The organism is Streptomyces sp. NBC_00572, from assembly GCF_026341815.1.
Taxonomy (GTDB): Bacteria; Actinomycetota; Actinomycetes; order Streptomycetales; family Streptomycetaceae; genus Streptomyces.
In genome coordinates this window covers 3,034,537-3,049,253 of sequence record NZ_JAPENX010000001.1, presented here as the reverse complement: position 1 = coordinate 3,049,253, position 14,717 = coordinate 3,034,537, and the positions used below count along the sequence as shown (strand labels likewise).

The following is a 14,717-nucleotide window of genomic DNA, read 5'->3' as shown; positions in this document are numbered from 1 at the left end:
CCACGTCGGCCAAACCGATGGAATTGCCCTCGCAGGTGTTCATCAGCGGCGGAAGTCGATGGACCATGCCATAACGGACAGTCACGCCACTGTGACGATCAGTCACAGAGCGATCAGGAGTCCTCAGACCCCCCATAGAGTGCAATGCTGAGCGTTCCGCCCATAGATGGACGGAAGGAACCCTCCCCGGACTCCTTGTCCTATTTTGGCACGAGGGTGGGTGATGGGCGCAAGGGTGCGGTAAGTGCTGTCCGTCACGCTTGAGCCAAAGGCCCGGATCGGGACCAACGTCCCCGCCATGCGGGTGCCGAAAGACCCGAACCGCCGCGGACGAAGAGGAGCACCGAAATCCGGGCATGCAGATTCGGACACCCCTGAAGATCATTTACACCCGCCGGACATGTCTTGTCGATACCGACCTGACGAAGATGCCCGAGAGATGTCAATTCGCGAAGCGCAGGTCCCTGACCGTCCGCCAGCGCTCCGCGAGCCGCCCGTACACGTCGCTCGCCCCCTCGCCGTCGCCGGCCCGCAGCGCCGCGATCCCCTCCGCCAGCTGAGCCGCCGACCGGTCCTCCGCCAGCCACTCCTCCGTGACCGCGTGCACCAGACCGCCGAAGTCCAGCTCCACGAGCGCCCGCGGATGGAACTCCTCCAGCCAGCGCCCCACCTCGATCAGCCCCTCTGTCATGGGACCGTCGTCGATCGACTCCCGCAGGGCCCGCAGCGCCCGCGCCAGCCGCCGGCGCGCCTGCGCCATCGTCGTCCGGTAGCGGAGCACCGGCGCCCGGCCCGGCTCCGTAGCGGCCTCGCCGCCCTCACCGCCCCTCCCGGCCGGCTCCCCCGGCTCGTACTGCCGGTCCTCGTCCCCGAAGAGCGCGAACCAGCGCAGCGGCACGTGCCAGACCGCCGTACGGATCCACGGCCGCGCGTCCGGGTTCCGCTCCAGCCAGCGCTCGTGGTCCGCCGCCACCTGGGCGCGCACCACCGGCGGCAGCATCGCGTCCAGCACCGGCTCCGGGAACTGGTCCGCCAGCTCCTGGAGGGCCAGCCACCCCCGCAGCCGGGTCCGCCACGGACAGATCACCACCACCCCGTCCAGATGCGCGACGAAGGCCTCCCCGCTCTCGTGCACCGGGACCGGGACCGGGGGCGTCGGCAGCAGGTCCGCGAGGGAGCGCCGCAGCTCCTCCTGCGCCCCCGGGGTGCGCGGCCGGCGGGCGTACCGGGCCCAATGGGTCCGCTCCGGCTCGGGGAACGCGGCCAGCGGCTCGTACACCCGCAGATAGGACGCGTAGGGAATGAGGACCGAGGAGGCGACCGACATGTCGCGAATCCTTCCACGGAGGTACTCCGGGAGGGGGTGATCCTGAGCACTGCCGCTGATCTACGCCCAGGTAGGACTTACTCTCTTGCCGAACTGGTCCTCCCCCACCCGTAGGGAGGGCCGCAAACCGCCGCTTCGTACTTGGGAGTCACCACCGTGACCGATGTGACCGGCGTTCCTGCTGACGTACTGCACACCTTGTTCCACTCGGAGCAGGGTGGCCACGAGCAAGTCGTGCTCTGCCAGGACCGCGCCACCGGCCTCAAGGCCGTCATCGCCCTCCACTCCACCGCCCTGGGCCCCGCCCTCGGCGGCACCCGCTTCTACCCGTACGCCACCGAGGCCGCGGCGATCGCCGACGCCCTCAACCTGGCCCGCGGCATGTCGTACAAGAACGCCATGGCCGGTCTCGACCACGGCGGCGGCAAGGCCGTCATCATCGGCGACCCGGAGAAGATCAAGACGGAGGAGCTCCTCCTCGCCTACGGACGCTTCGTCGCCTCCCTCGGCGGCCGGTACGTCACGGCCTGCGACGTCGGCACCTACGTCGCCGACATGGACGTCGTCGCCCGCGAGAACAAGTGGACCACCGGCCGCTCCCCCGAGAACGGCGGCGCCGGCGACTCCTCCGTCCTCACCGCCTTCGGCGTCTTCCAGGGCATGCGCGCCTCCGCGCAGAACCTCTGGGGCGACCCGACGCTGCGCGGCCGCAAGGTCGGCGTCGCGGGCGTCGGCAAGGTCGGCCACTACCTCGTCGAGCACCTCCTGGAGGACGGCGCCGAGGTCGTGATCACCGATGTGCGCGAGGAGTCGGTGCGCCGGATCACCGACAAGCACCCGCAGGTCACCGTCGTCGCCGACACCGACGCGCTGATCCGCGTCGAGGGCCTGGAGATCTACGCGCCCTGCGCGCTCGGCGGCGCCCTGAACGACGAGACCGTGCCGGTCCTCACCGCGAAGATCGTCTGCGGTGCGGCCAACAACCAGCTCGCCCACCCCGGCGTCGAGAAGGACCTCGCGGACCGCGGGATCCTCTACGCACCCGACTACGTGGTCAACGCCGGTGGCGTGATCCAGGTCGCCGACGAGCTGCACGGCTTCGACTTCGACCGCTGCAAGAAGAAGGCGACGAAGATCTTCGACACCACCCTTGAGATCTTCGCACGTGCGAAGGCGGACGGGATTCCGCCGGCCGCGGCGGCCGACCGGATCGCCGAGCAGCGGATGGCGGACGCGCGCCGCGCCTGAGCCGTACCCGGGGTCCGACCCGCCGCCGAAGAGACTTCGCTCACGCCCCTCGGCGGGTCGGCCCTCAAGAAGAGGTTAAAATCGCGATTGACCAGCGAGGAAAGGGCACCTCGAAGGTTCTGTACCGGGGTATGTGATGCGCGCGGCGTACCGTAGACCCGCGGAAACAGGTACCGTTGAAGCCCTACGGACCGGTCTCTCTGTCGAGAGTCCGTTCTGAATCATGAACGCGTGTCAAGACTCTGGGGCCACCGAGCCCCGTCACCGAGGGGGTCGAGCCATGGGGCGCGGCCGGGCAAAGGCCAAGCAGACCAAGGTCGCCCGCCAGCTGAAGTACAGCAGCGGCGGGACAGACCTGACGCGTCTGGCCAATGAGCTGGGCGCTTCGACTTCGAACCAGCCGCCGAATGGCGAGCCGTTCGAGGACGACGACGAGGAAGACGACCCGTACGCCCAGTACGCGGATCTCTACAACGAGGACGACGAGGACGAGGACGACGAGTCCGGTCCCAGTGCGTCCCCGCGTCGCGCTTGACCTTCTGAATCGCATCACAGAAACCCGGTCCGGGATCACCCGGCCGGGTTTCTGTGCTGTCCGCGTCCGAGCCCGACCGCGGACGGCACAACGCGAACGGGGCGCCCCTCAGGAGCGCCCCGTCCGTGTACTGCCCTGCTCTAGTTCGCGTAGTCCCCGACCAGCTCGGCGCCCGTGGTGTGCGCGCCGCGCTCGGTGATCTCACCCGCGACCCAGGACTCGACGCCCCGGTCCGCCAGCGTCGTCAGGGCCGCGTCCACGAAGTCCGCCGGCACGACGGCCATCATGCCGACGCCCATGTTCAGGGTCTTCTCCAGCTCCAGGCGCTCCACCTGACCGGCCTTGCCGACCAGGTCGAAGATCGCGCCCGGCGCCCAGGTCGAACGGTCGACCGTGGCGTGCAGGCCGTCCGGGATCACCCGGGCCAGGTTGGCCGCGAGACCGCCGCCCGTGATGTGGCTGAACGCGTGGACGTCCGTGGTCCGGGTGAGGGCCAGGCAGTCCAGCGAGTAGATCTTCGTGGGCTCCAGGAGCTCCTCGCCGAGCGTCCGGCCGAGCTCCTCGACCCGCTGGTCGAGGGTCATGCCGGCGCGGTCGAAGACCACGTGCCGGACGAGCGAGTACCCGTTGGAGTGAAGACCCGAGGAGGCCATGGCGATGACCGCGTCCCCCGTACGGATGCGATCGGCGCCGAGCAGCCGGTCGTACTCCACGACACCCGTGCCCGCGCCGGCCACGTCGAAGTCGTCCGGGCCGAGGAGGCCCGGGTGCTCCGCCGTCTCGCCGCCGACCAGGGCGCAGCCGGCCAGGACACAGCCCTCGGCGATGCCCTTGACGATGGCGGCGACCCGCTCGGGGTGGACCTTGCCGACACAGATGTAGTCGGTCATGAAGAGCGGCTCGGCGCCGCAGACGACGATGTCGTCCATGACCATCGCGACCAGGTCGTGGCCGATCGTGTCGTACACGCCCATCTGGCGGGCGATGTCGACCTTCGTACCGACACCGTCGGTGGCGGAGGCGAGCAGCGGCCGCTCGTAGCGCTTGAGGGCGGAGGCGTCGAAGAGGCCGGCGAAGCCGCCCAGGCCACCGAGGACCTCGGGGCGCTGCGTCTTCTTCACCCACTCCTTCATGAGCTCGACGGCGCGGTCACCCGCTTCGATGTCGACGCCCGCGGACGCGTAGCTGGCACCAGTGGTCTCAGACATGCTGAAGAACTTTCGTGTCGTACTGCGGTTGCAGCGGGGTCTTACGGGCGACGGTGCTCACGGGCGACGGAGCGCGTCGGAGGCCGCCGTGGCAGCGGGACCCGCGGCCAGTTCGGTCTCCAGGAGCTGCTTGCCGAGCAGCTCGGGGTCCGGAAGCTCCATCGGGTACTCGCCGTCGAAGCAGGCACGGCAGAGGTTCGGCTTCTGGATCGTGGTCGCCTCGATCATCCCGTCGAGCGAGATGTACGAGAGCGAATCCGCTCCCAGCGACTTGCCGATCTCGTCGATCGACATGCCGTTGGCGATCAGCTCCGCGCGGGTCGCGAAGTCGATGCCGAAGAAGCAGGGCCACTTCACCGGCGGCGAGGAGATCCGGATGTGGATCTCGGCCGCGCCGGCCTCGCGGAGCATCTTGACCAGGGCGCGCTGGGTGTTGCCGCGGACGATCGAGTCGTCGACGACCACCAGGCGCTTGCCCTTGATGACGTCCTTGAGCGGGTTCAGCTTCAGCCGGATGCCGAGCTGGCGGATGGTCTGGGAGGGCTGGATGAAGGTGCGCCCGACGTAGGCGTTCTTCACCAGACCTGCGCCGAAGGGGATGCCCGACGCCTCGGCGTAGCCGATGGCGGCCGGGGTGCCGGACTCCGGCGTCGCTATCACCAGGTCGGCCTCGACGGGCGCCTCCTTCGCCAGGCGGCGGCCCATCTCCACGCGGGAGAGGTACACGTTCCGGCCGGCGATGTCGGTGTCCGGGCGAGCCAGGTACACGTACTCGAAGACACAGCCCTTGGGCTTCGCTTCCGCGAATCGCGAGGTGCGGATGCCGTTCTCGTCGATCGCGATCATCTCGCCCGGCTCGACCTCGCGGACGTAGCTGGCGCCACAGATGTCGAGGGCGGCGGACTCGGAGGCGACCACCCAGCCGCGCTCCAGACGGCCGAGGACCAGCGGGCGGATGCCCTGCGGGTCACGGGCCGCGTAGAGCGTGTGCTCGTCCATGAAGACGAGGGAGAAGGCACCGCGGACATCGGGGAGGACCTTGGCGGCACCCTCCTCGATGGTGAGCGGCTTGCCCTCGTCGTCGACCTGGGCGGCGAGGAGCGCCGTGAGTAGGTCGGTGTCGTTGGTGGCCGCGACACGGGTGCTGCGGCCTTCCTTCTTGGGCAGGTCGGCGACCATCTCGGCGAGCTGCGCCGTGTTCACCAGGTTGCCGTTGTGGCCGAGCGCGATCGAGCCGTGGGCGGTTGCCCTGAACGTCGGCTGCGCGTTCTCCCACACGGACGCCCCGGTGGTCGAGTAGCGGGCGTGACCGACCGCGATATGACCTTGGAGGGAACCGAGAGAGGTCTCGTCGAAGACCTGGGACACGAGGCCCATGTCCTTGAAGACGAGGATCTGGGAGCCGTTGCTGACCGCGATTCCCGCGGATTCCTGGCCCCGATGCTGGAGGGCGTAGAGCCCGAAGTACGTGAGCTTTGCGACCTCTTCACCCGGAGCCCAGACACCGAAGACGCCACAAGCGTCCTGGGGGCCTTTCTCTCCGGGGAGCAAGTCGTGATTGAGTCGACCGTCACCACGTGGCACGTTTCCGAGTGTAGACGGGCTCGACCACTGGTCCGAATTGAGGAAATCCGGCGCCTCCAGGCTTGTGTGATCGCATGAATTGATCATCTCGGGCTCGGAGAGGGCTACGAAGCAGGCGCGGTAAGGGATTCAAGGCCCCGGGGCCTTCCCGAGCGGACGCTCGTACCAGGTGATTCCCCTCTCCGCGATGTGACGGAGTGCACCCCGCGGAGAGTCGTTCACCGGGGCGCCGGGGGCTCTTGGCCGTCCGTTCCGCCCGTTCCTTCAGAGGTTTCGCCAGTCGTCCCGGCGGCCGCCTTCGCCCCCAGGCCCTCGCCGGCGGCGTTGGTGAGGGTCAGCGTCCGGTGGTCCAGGCGGTAGGTGAGCGGGCCGTCGAGGAGCTCGTACAGCTTCGTCTCCAGCTGCATCTGCGGGCTCGTGCACATCATCCGGGTGGTCGCCGCCGGGCCCTCGATCGTGAGCGTCTTCCCCTCGACCCGGGCGGTCGCGGCGAAGTTGTTGCAGCCCAGGTTGCCGGTGACCCGGCCGTCGGCGCCGAGGACGAAACGGGCCTTGTCGCCGCTGCCCGCGGGCAGCGAGGACGCGGTGTCGCCGGAGATCAGGCCGTCGATCTTCCAGGTCGTGCCGCGCAGCGGGAGGTCCGCCTCGGCGGTCAGCTCCAGGCCGTTGCGGCCGTCCGCGGAGGTCAGGGTGAGGGCGTCGCCCTTCTGCTTCCCCTTGAGCGGGCCGGTGAAGGCCTTGACCAGCTCGGTCTCGAAGCGCTGCCGGTCCCCGGGACAGCCCATCTCGGTGATCTCCTGCGGGGAGACGGTGAGGGTGTCCCCCTTCACGGCGACGGTCGCGCCGAAGGTGTTGCAGCCACTGTTCCCCCGGGCACGGCCGTCGGAGCCGAACTCGACGCGGGCGCCGTCAGGGGCGGCGGACCTGCGGCCGTCGACCGTGACGGCGCCGATCGTCCAATGGGTACCGGCGACGGGCAGGTCGGGGGAGACGGTGTCGGAACCTGATCCGGAGCCGGCTCCCGCGGTGCCTCCCTCCGTGCCGCAGGCGGCGAGGAGGAGGACCAGGGCGGCGGCGGAAGCGGCGGAGGCGAGGGTGCGCGGCGTCTGCGTCTGCATGGCGGTGGGACGGGCGGCGGCGGAAGTCGGTTCCGTCGCCGCCCCCGCCGTACGGGAAGCTCAGCCCATCAGGGGCAGGAGGTCCTTGAGGTCAGCGCGTTCGCCGCTCGCGCTGACACGGGCCTCGTCCAGCTCGATCGCCCACCGCGCCCGCCCGGTCGCGAGCCTGATCCAGGTCAGCGGGTCCGTCTCGACCACGTTGGGCGGGGTGCCCCGGGTGTGCCGGGGGCCCTCCACGCACTGCACCACCGCGTACGGCGGGATCCGCACCTCGACCGCCCCGCCCGGGGCCTCCGCGGCGAGCGCGTCGGCGAGCAGCCGGGTGCAGGCGGCGAGGGCCTGCCGGTCGAAGGGGACGCCGGCGCCGGTCGCCGCGTTCAGGTCGTCGGTGTGGACGACGAGTTCGACGGTCCGGGTGACGAGGAAGTCGGCGAGGGTCATCGCGCCGAAGCGGGTCGGGACCAGCCGCTCGTCGGCGACGCCCGCGATCGCCGCCTCGTACCGCTCCGCCGTCTCCGCGAACAGCGCCGGCAGGTCGGCCGTGTCGATCGCCCGGGTGTCCTCGTCGATGCTCGCCGCCCCCGTCACCGTGGCCAGGGGCCAGTCGAGCAGGGCGAGTTCCCGGCGGGCCGGCTCGGGCTCCGCGAGCTTCCGGGTCATCGAGGCGAGCACCATCGTCAGGTGCGCCGCCAGCTCCCGTACCGTCCACTCCCCCAGCCGGGTCGGCCCGTCGAGCTGCTCGGGAGTGAGGGCGGTCACCGCCTCCCGTACGTTCCGGAACTGGGCGAGCACGGCGGCCCTGGTCCTGGCGGAGTCGTAGCTGCGGGTGCGCTTCTTGGCCGGTGGCATGGGGGCGAGGGTAGTCGGAGACTGAGAGGGGGAGGACCGCCCGCTCACCCACCCGTACGAGAGGGGTCGATCAGCCATGGCCGAGCACCCTGACGCCGCATTGGTCCGCCGGGGCTTCGAAGCCTGGACCAAGGGAGACATGGAGACCGTCGGCACGCTGATGACGGCGGACTGTACGCACCACTCGCCCGGCGAGAGCCAGATCTCCGGCCACTTCAAGGGCCGGGACAACGTCCTCGCCATGTACGGACAGATGTTCGAGCTCACCGGTGGCAAGATGCGCGTCGAGCTCGACAGCATCTCCGTCGACGGCCGCGGTCATGCCGTGGCGGCCAACACGTTCTACGCCGAGCGCGGTGACCGGGGCATCGAGATGAAGGGTGCGCTGGTCTTCACGATCATCGGCGGCAAGATCTCCGACATCGACGAGTGCGTGGCGGACATCGCGCAGTCCGACGCCTTCTGGGGTCAGGCCGAGTAGACGGAATCGCGTGGCACTTCGAACGTCGCGGTCGCCCGCCCGGACCGCGAGCGAGCCGCGCTTCAGATGCGCGTACATCGCGTACGTACCGCCGCCGAGCTACGTCATCACCCGCAAGCGCGAAACGAGAAAGCCCCCGCCCGGACCCGAAGGTCCGGACGGGGGCTCCCCCACTGCTGTGTGTCAGGCGCCGATCAGGCCAGCAGGGCCGGGATCGTCGCCTCGTGCGCCGCGCGCAGCTCCGTCAGGGAGAGCGCGAACTCGCCCTGGACGTCGACGGCATCGCCGTCGACGACACCGATCCGCACCGCCGGCAGACCCCGCGCACCGCACATGTCGGTGAAGCGGAGCTCCTCGCTGCGCGGGACGGCCACGACCGCACGGCCGGCCGACTCGCTGAACAGGAACGTGAACGCGTCCAGGCCCTCCGGGACGACCAGGCGCGCGCCGTTCCCGCCGCGCAGGCAGGACTCGACGACCGCCTGCACCAGACCGCCGTCGGACAGGTCGTGCGCCGCGTCGATCATGCCGTCGCGGGAGGCCGAGATCAGGATCTCGCCGAGCAGCTTCTCCCGGTCGAGGTCCACCGCCGGCGGCATGCCACCGAGGTGCTTGTGGATGACCTCGGACCAGGCCGAGCCGCCGAACTCCTCGCGCGTGTCGCCGAGCAGGTAGAGGAGCTGGCCCTCTTCCGCGAAGGCGATCGGCGTACGGCGGTTGACGTCGTCGATCACACCGAGGACGGCCACGACCGGCGTCGGGTGGATCGCGACCTCACCGGTCTGGTTGTACAGCGAGACGTTGCCGCCGGTCACCGGGGTGCCGAGCTGCAGGCAGCCGTCCGCGAGACCACGCGTGGCCTCGGCGAACTGCCACATCACGGCCGGGTCCTCGGGCGAACCGAAGTTCAGGCAGTCCGAGATCGCCAGCGGCTTGGCACCGGAGGCGGCGACATTGCGGTACGCCTCCGCCAGCGCGAGCTGCGCACCCGTGTACGGGTCGAGCTTCGCGTACCGGCCGTTGCCGTCGGTGGCCATGGCCACGCCGAGGTTGGTCTCCTCGTCGATACGGACCATGCCCGCGTCCTCGGGCTGCGCCAGGACCGTGTTGCCCTGCACGAACCGGTCGTACTGGTCCGTGATCCAGGACTTCGACGCCTGGTTCGGGGAGGAGACCAGCTTCAGGACCTGGTCCTTCAGCTCCTCGCCGTTCTGCGGCCGGGCCAGCTTGCCCGCGTCGTCGGCCTGGAGCGCGTCCTGCCACTCCGGGCGCGCGAACGGCCGGTGGTAGGTCGGGCCCTCGTGGGCGACGGAGCGCGGCGGCACGTCGACGATCTGCTCGCCGTGCCAGAAGATCTCCAGACGCTCGCCCTCGGTCACCTCACCGATGACGACCGCGATGACGTCCCACTTCTCGCAGATCTCCAGGAAGCGGTCGACGTGCTCGGGCTCGACGATCGCGCACATGCGCTCCTGCGACTCGCTCATGAGGATTTCCTCGGGCGAGAGGGTCGCGTCGCGCAGGTGGACCCGGTCGAGCTCGACGCGCATGCCACCGGAACCGGCCGAGGCCAGCTCGGACGTGGCGCAGGAGAGCCCGGCGCCGCCGAGGTCCTGGATGCCCGCGACCAGCTTCTCCTTGAAGATCTCCAGGGTGCACTCGATGAGGAGCTTCTCCTGGAAGGGGTCGCCGACCTGGACGGCGGGGCGCTTGGTCGGCTTGGAGTCGTCGAACGTCTCGGACGCGAGGACCGAGACGCCGCCGATGCCGTCGCCGCCGGTGCGGGCGCCGTAAAGGATCACCTTGTTGCCGGGGCCCGAGGCCTGGGCGAGGTGGATGTCCTCGTGCTTCATCACGCCGATGCAGCCGGCGTTGACCAGGGGGTTGCCCTGGTAGCACTCGTCGAAGACGACCTCGCCGCCGATGTTCGGCAGGCCGAGGCAGTTGCCGTAGCCGCCGATGCCGGCGACGACACCGGGCAGCACGCGCTTGGTGTCGGGGTGGTCGGCCGCGCCGAAGCGCAGCGGGTCGACGACCGCGACCGGGCGGGCACCCATGGCGAGGATGTCGCGGACGATGCCGCCGATGCCGGTGGCCGCGCCCTGGTAGGGCTCGATGTACGAGGGGTGGTTGTGCGACTCGACCTTGAAGGTGACCGCGTACCCCTGGCCGACGTCGACGACGCCCGCGTTCTCACCGATGCCGACCAGCATGGCGTCGTTCTCGGGGACCTTCTCGCCGAACTGCTTCAGGTGGACCTTGCTGCTCTTGTAGGAGCAGTGCTCGGACCACATGACGGAGTACATGGCGAGCTCGGCGCCGGTGGGACGGCGGCCCAGGATCTCGCGGATGCGCGCGTACTCGTCCTCCTTGAGGCCGAGCTCCTTCCAGGGCTGCTCGCTGTCCGGCGTCTCGCTCGCGTGCTTGACGGTGTCGAGGCTCATCAGGCGTTGACCAGCTTCTTGAGGATCGAGGTGAAGAAACCGAGGCCGTCCGTCTTCCCGGTGCCGACGAGCGGCTCGACGGCGTGCTCGGGGTGCGGCATGAGGCCGACCACGTTGCCCGCGGCGTTGGTGATGCCCGCGATGTCACGCAGCGAGCCGTTGGGGTTGACGTCGAGGTAGCGGAAGGCGACCCGCCCCTCGGCCTCCAGCTCGTCGAGGACGCGCTCGTCGGCGACGTACCGGCCGTCCATGTTCTTGAGCGGGACCTCGATCTCCTGGCCCTCGGTGTAGTCCGAGGTCCAGGCGGTCTCCGCGTTCTCCACCCGCAGCTTCTGGTCGCGGCAGATGAAGTGGAGGTGGTTGTTGCGCAGCATCGCGCCCGGCAGCAGATGGGCCTCGGTGAGGATCTGGAAGCCGTTGCAGATACCGAGGACGGGCATGCCCGCCTTCGCCTGCTCGATGATCGTCTCCATCACCGGCGAGAAGCGGGAGATGGCTCCGGCCCGCAGGTAGTCGCCATAGGAGAAACCGCCGGCCAGGACCACGGCGTCGACCTGCTTGAGGTCCTTGTCGCGGTGCCAGAGCGATACGGGTTCGGCGCCCGCGAGGCGGGCGGCACGCAGCGCGTCCTGGTCGTCGAGCGTTCCGGGGAACGTGACGACGCCGATGCGTGCGGTCACGACTCCACCTTCACGATGAAGTCTTCGATCACAGTGTTGGCAAGGAAGGTTTCGGCCATCTCATGGATGCGGGCGAGGGCGGCATCGTCGACCGGTCCCTCCACCTCCAGCTCGAAACGCTTCCCCTGACGGACGTCGGCGATTCCGGCGAATCCCAGGCGGGGCAGTGCACGCTGCACCGCCTGCCCCTGAGGGTCGAGGATCTCCGGCTTGAGCATGACGTCGACTACGACGCGTGCCACTGGCACTCCCGGTGGTGTGTTGCGTGGGCGGTTCCCTCAGCGTACCTGTCTCCAAATTCTACGCGGGTAGAGATCTGAAGGATCCTCCAAAAGCCAGGCCACGGCGCCGCTCCACCAGCGAACACAGCGCACGCCCCCCGACGGGGCACACCCACGCAAAATTCGAGTGAAATATTGCGTACCTCATTGCACCGGGACACGCTGAAACAATTGCCAGGGCTTCACAATGCGACGCCCACCGCTGTACAAAGGAATCGAGAAGAAATCAGCATTGTCCCGGCACAGCCGTACGGTCGGCATCGCCGCACGTCAGAGGCGCCACAAGCGCCCCCTCTGCGGCGTCGGCCGCAGGAAAGGACCGATATCCGTGGCTCAGCGTGTGGTGGTCACAATCTCCGACGACATGGACGGCGGAGAAGCGGCTGAAACGGTCGCGTTCGGCCTCGACGGGAAGATGTACGAGATCGACCTGAATGCTGCCAATGCAAAGAAACTCCGCAAGGCTCTCGCCCCGTACCTCGCCGCCGGACGCAAGCTGCCGGCCAGGGCCCTGACCGGCCGGAGCCCCTCCCTGGAGACGTACACCCACACCTCCCTCGCCCCCGACCCGGCGGCGGTCCGCGCCTGGGCACAGTCCAACAAGATGGAGGTGCCCGCCCGCGGCCGGATCCCGAAGCGGGTCTACGAGGCCTTCCGCGCCGCGAGTTGAGGCAGCGCGGACCCGGCGGGACCCCGGCCCGCCGACGGGGCGGGGCGAGCCGATTTGCATTGCACCCCCCATGATCCGCTAAAGTCTGGAACACGCCGAGGGGCGAGGCCGCAAAGCCCCACCTCACGCAGCGTGCGGGTGTAGTTCAGTAGCAGAACATCCCCCTTCCAGGGGGAAGGCGCAGTGTGCAATTCCTGTCACCCGCTCTGCATCGCAAGACCGAGCACTCCGGTGCATCAGGTAGAGTGGTGCTCGCACCGCCCAGTGAAAGCTGAGCGGCAGCAAAATGCGGACGTGGCTCAGTTGGTAGAGCATCACCTTGCCAAGGTGAGGGTCGCGAGTTCGAATCTCGTCGTCCGCTCCAGATCGAAGGCCCCGGTTCTCTGGAACCGGGGCCTTCGGCGTATCCCCCTGTGTCTCATGAGCCCCGAGTGCCCCCGACTCCCGCCACCCCCATGACATTTGTCAGAAACGGGTGGTGACAGCGCGCACTGCCGGACGGGCCGCGCCGCCGGAAGCCTGGACACATGACCAACGCGACCCGTGCGACCCCCGCGATCGAGGCGGAAGGCCTCCGCCGCGGCTACTCCGGCGACTTCGAGGCCGTACGCGGCATCTCCTTCACCGTCCCCCGCGGCGAGATCTTCGCCCTCCTCGGCACCAACGGCGCCGGGAAGACCTCCACCGTCGAACTCCTCGAAGGCCTCGCCGCCCCGAGCGCCGGCACCGCCCGCGTCCTCGGCCACGACCCGTACCGCGAACGGGCCGCCGTCCGCCCCCGGATCGGCGTGATGCTCCAGGAAGGCGGCTTCCCCTCCGATCTGACCGTGGCCGAAACCGTACGGATGTGGGCAGGTTGCACCACCCACGCCCGGCCCGCCGACGAAGCCCTCGGCGCCACCGGGCTCACCGGTCGCGAAGACGTGCGGGTCAAGCAGCTGTCCGGCGGCGAACGACGCCGCCTCGACCTCGCCCTCGCACTCCTCGGCCGCCCCGAGGTCCTCTTCCTCGACGAACCCACCACCGGCCTCGACGCCGAGGGCCGCCGCGACACCTGGGAACTCGTCCGCGCCCTCCGCGACGGCGGCACCACCGTGCTCCTCACCACCCACTACCTGGAGGAGGCCGAGACCCTCGCCGACCGGCTCGCGATCATGCACCGCGGGCAGATCGTCCTCACCGGAACACCGGCCGAGGTCACCGCCGCCCGGCCCGCCCGCATCCGCTTCACCCTCCCCGCCGGCGTCCCCGCCGCCCGGCTGCCGCTGCGCCTGCGGGCCGCCGAGGACGGCGGGCGGATCGAGATCCGTACCGAATCGCTCCAGGACGACCTCGCCGTGCTCCTCGGCTGGGCCCGGGACGAGGACGTACGCCTCGAAGGGCTCGACGCGCGGTCCGCCTCGCTCGAAGAGGCCTTCCTCGACATCGCCGCGCAGACACTCCCGTCCGACGCACCCGCCGCACCGGAGGCGTCCCGAGCCGCACTGGAGGCCTCCCGATGAGCGCTCTCGCCCAGATCCCCTCCCCCACGCGGCTCGTCGCGCTCGGGCGGGCCGAGCTGACGCTCCTCCTCCGCAACCGCACCGCGCTCTTCGGCGCCCTCCTCGTCCCCCTCCTCATGGTCGAAGCGGTCCGCAGCTCCCTCCGGAGCGCCGACCTCGGCAAGGCGGGCACGAGCATCGCCGAGGTCGCCGTGACCGGCGCCATCGGCATGGGCCTCCTCATCGGCGTGTACAGCAACCTCGTCGCCGCCTTCGTCGCCCGCCGCGAAGCCCTCGTCCTCAAGCGGCTGCGTACGGGCGAACCGACCGACCCCGAGATCCTCACCGGGATCGCCCTGCCGGCCGCCACGCTCGCCCTCACCCAGTGCACCGTCCTGACGATCGGCGGCATCGCCGTCCTCGACCTGCCCGCACCCGCCCGGCCCGATCTGCTCCTGGCCGGCGTCGTCCTCGGCACCGTCCTGCTCACCGCCCTCGCCGCGGCAACCTCGGCCGTCACCCGCACACCCGAGAGCGCCCAGCTCACCGCCCTGCCGCTGGTCCTGATCTCCTCCATCGGCTCCGGGCTCTTCGTCCCCCTCTCCATGCTTCCCGAACGGCTCGCGGCCTTCTGTGAACTGCTTCCGGCGACCGGGGTCATGACGCTCGTACGGGCCGGCTGGGCCGGCGGCGCGGAGGCGGGGGACCTGCTGGGGGCGACGGCGGTCACGGTGGCCTGGATCATGATGTCGGTGTTCGCCGTCCAGCGGTGGTTCCGCTGGGAGCCCCGGCGCTGAACGTGTCATCGAGG

14 protein-coding genes and 2 tRNA genes are annotated in these 14,717 nt (G+C 69.8%); 8 read left to right on the top strand and 8 right to left on the bottom strand.

The features are described from left to right. Positions 1-442: 442 nt before the first annotated feature. Positions 443-1,327 carry a hypothetical protein gene (locus OG514_RS14050; RefSeq protein WP_266894455.1) on the bottom strand — a complete coding sequence of 295 codons (885 nt, stop codon included), beginning with the start codon at positions 1,325-1,327 and terminating at the stop codon, positions 443-445. Positions 1,328-1,483: 156 nt separating this feature from the next. Here OG514_RS14050 and OG514_RS14045 point away from each other — a divergent pair, with 156 nt between their 5' ends. Both OG514_RS14045 and OG514_RS14040 read left to right on the top strand, forming a co-directional pair. Continuing rightward, entirely contained in the window at positions 1,484-2,575 is a 1,092-nt protein-coding gene (locus tag OG514_RS14045) for a Glu/Leu/Phe/Val dehydrogenase dimerization domain-containing protein (protein WP_266894453.1), read from the top strand. A gap of 280 nt (positions 2,576-2,855) precedes the next feature. After that, positions 2,856-3,110 (top strand): DUF3073 domain-containing protein, encoded by a 255-nt coding sequence (locus OG514_RS14040; RefSeq protein ID WP_030318267.1) that lies wholly within the window; start codon positions 2,856-2,858, stop codon positions 3,108-3,110. A gap of 140 nt (positions 3,111-3,250) precedes the next feature. Here the strand turns inward: OG514_RS14040 and purM are convergent, their stop codons facing one another. From purM to OG514_RS14020, 4 genes are all read right to left on the bottom strand, one after another. Then, positions 3,251-4,318 carry a phosphoribosylformylglycinamidine cyclo-ligase gene (gene purM / locus OG514_RS14035; RefSeq protein WP_266894450.1) on the bottom strand — a complete coding sequence of 356 codons (1,068 nt, stop codon included), beginning with the start codon at positions 4,316-4,318 and terminating at the stop codon, positions 3,251-3,253. 57 nt (positions 4,319-4,375) lie between these two features. After that, positions 4,376-5,902: an amidophosphoribosyltransferase gene (purF, locus tag OG514_RS14030; RefSeq protein ID WP_266894448.1), complete on the bottom strand. Its 1,527-nt coding sequence runs from the start codon at positions 5,900-5,902 to the stop codon at positions 4,376-4,378. Positions 5,903-6,120: 218 nt separating this feature from the next. After that, entirely contained in the window at positions 6,121-7,020 is a 900-nt protein-coding gene (locus OG514_RS14025; RefSeq protein WP_266894446.1) for an META domain-containing protein, read from the bottom strand. Positions 7,021-7,080: 60 nt separating this feature from the next. Continuing rightward, positions 7,081-7,869, bottom strand: coding sequence for a maleylpyruvate isomerase family mycothiol-dependent enzyme (locus tag OG514_RS14020; protein WP_266894444.1), 789 nt, complete (start codon positions 7,867-7,869; stop codon positions 7,081-7,083). A gap of 76 nt (positions 7,870-7,945) precedes the next feature. Here OG514_RS14020 and OG514_RS14015 point away from each other — a divergent pair, with 76 nt between their 5' ends. Beyond that, the gene (locus tag OG514_RS14015; RefSeq protein WP_266894442.1) at positions 7,946-8,350 is read left to right on the top strand and encodes a nuclear transport factor 2 family protein; all 405 of its coding nucleotides are present in this window, start codon (positions 7,946-7,948) and stop codon (positions 8,348-8,350) included. A gap of 194 nt (positions 8,351-8,544) precedes the next feature. Here the strand turns inward: OG514_RS14015 and purL are convergent, their stop codons facing one another. From purL to purS, 3 genes are read right to left on the bottom strand one after another with little or no spacing between them, the layout of a single operon-like run. Beyond that, entirely contained in the window at positions 8,545-10,794 is a 2,250-nt protein-coding gene (gene purL, locus OG514_RS14010) for a phosphoribosylformylglycinamidine synthase subunit PurL (protein WP_266894440.1), read from the bottom strand. After that, positions 10,794-11,474: a phosphoribosylformylglycinamidine synthase subunit PurQ gene (gene purQ / locus OG514_RS14005; RefSeq protein WP_030318250.1), complete on the bottom strand. Its 681-nt coding sequence runs from the start codon at positions 11,472-11,474 to the stop codon at positions 10,794-10,796. Before purQ ends, purL begins: the two co-directional genes overlap by 1 nt. Continuing rightward, positions 11,471-11,716, bottom strand: a complete 246-nt coding sequence (gene purS, locus OG514_RS14000; RefSeq protein WP_017240564.1) for a phosphoribosylformylglycinamidine synthase subunit PurS — start codon at positions 11,714-11,716, stop codon at positions 11,471-11,473. Before purS ends, purQ begins: the two co-directional genes overlap by 4 nt. Before the next feature lie 367 nt (positions 11,717-12,083). Between purS and OG514_RS13995 the strand changes: the two genes are divergently transcribed. The 5 genes from OG514_RS13995 (at position 12,084) to OG514_RS13975 (ending at position 14,703) form a co-directional block, all read left to right on the top strand. Continuing rightward, entirely contained in the window at positions 12,084-12,425 is a 342-nt protein-coding gene (locus OG514_RS13995) for an Lsr2 family protein (RefSeq protein WP_266894434.1), read from the top strand. 134 nt (positions 12,426-12,559) lie between these two features. Next, positions 12,560-12,631 (top strand) — tRNA-Gly (locus OG514_RS13990). An 82-nt stretch (positions 12,632-12,713) separates the two neighbouring features. Further along, positions 12,714-12,789 (top strand) — tRNA-Gly (locus OG514_RS13985). A 163-nt stretch (positions 12,790-12,952) separates the two neighbouring features. Then, positions 12,953-13,927, top strand: coding sequence for an ABC transporter ATP-binding protein (locus OG514_RS13980; RefSeq protein ID WP_266894432.1), 975 nt, complete (start codon positions 12,953-12,955; stop codon positions 13,925-13,927). Continuing rightward, positions 13,924-14,703 (top strand): ABC transporter permease, encoded by a 780-nt coding sequence (locus OG514_RS13975; protein ID WP_266894430.1) that lies wholly within the window; start codon positions 13,924-13,926, stop codon positions 14,701-14,703. The genes OG514_RS13980 and OG514_RS13975 overlap by 4 nt, the downstream gene beginning before the upstream one ends. The last annotated feature ends 14 nt before the right edge of the window (positions 14,704-14,717 follow it).

Bases quoted from the DNA above. Each gene is read 5' to 3' on its own strand.
- OG514_RS13975 (WP_266894430.1), top strand. From the start codon at position 13,924: ATGAGCGCTCTCGCCCAGATCCCCTCCCCCACGCGGCTCGTCGCGCTC.
- purL (WP_266894440.1), bottom strand. From the start codon at position 10,794: ATGAGCCTCGACACCGTCAAGCACGCGAGCGAGACGCCGGACAGCGAG.
- OG514_RS14025 (WP_266894446.1), bottom strand. From the start codon at position 7,020: ATGCAGACGCAGACGCCGCGCACCCTCGCCTCCGCCGCTTCCGCCGCC.
- OG514_RS14015 (WP_266894442.1), top strand. From the start codon at position 7,946: ATGGCCGAGCACCCTGACGCCGCATTGGTCCGCCGGGGCTTCGAAGCC.
- OG514_RS14050 (WP_266894455.1), bottom strand. From the start codon at position 1,327: ATGTCGGTCGCCTCCTCGGTCCTCATTCCCTACGCGTCCTATCTGCGG.
- purM (WP_266894450.1), bottom strand. From the start codon at position 4,318: ATGTCTGAGACCACTGGTGCCAGCTACGCGTCCGCGGGCGTCGACATC.
- OG514_RS13980 (WP_266894432.1), top strand. From the start codon at position 12,953: ATGACCAACGCGACCCGTGCGACCCCCGCGATCGAGGCGGAAGGCCTC.
- OG514_RS14020 (WP_266894444.1), bottom strand. From the start codon at position 7,869: ATGCCACCGGCCAAGAAGCGCACCCGCAGCTACGACTCCGCCAGGACC.
- OG514_RS14040 (WP_030318267.1), top strand. From the start codon at position 2,856: ATGGGGCGCGGCCGGGCAAAGGCCAAGCAGACCAAGGTCGCCCGCCAG.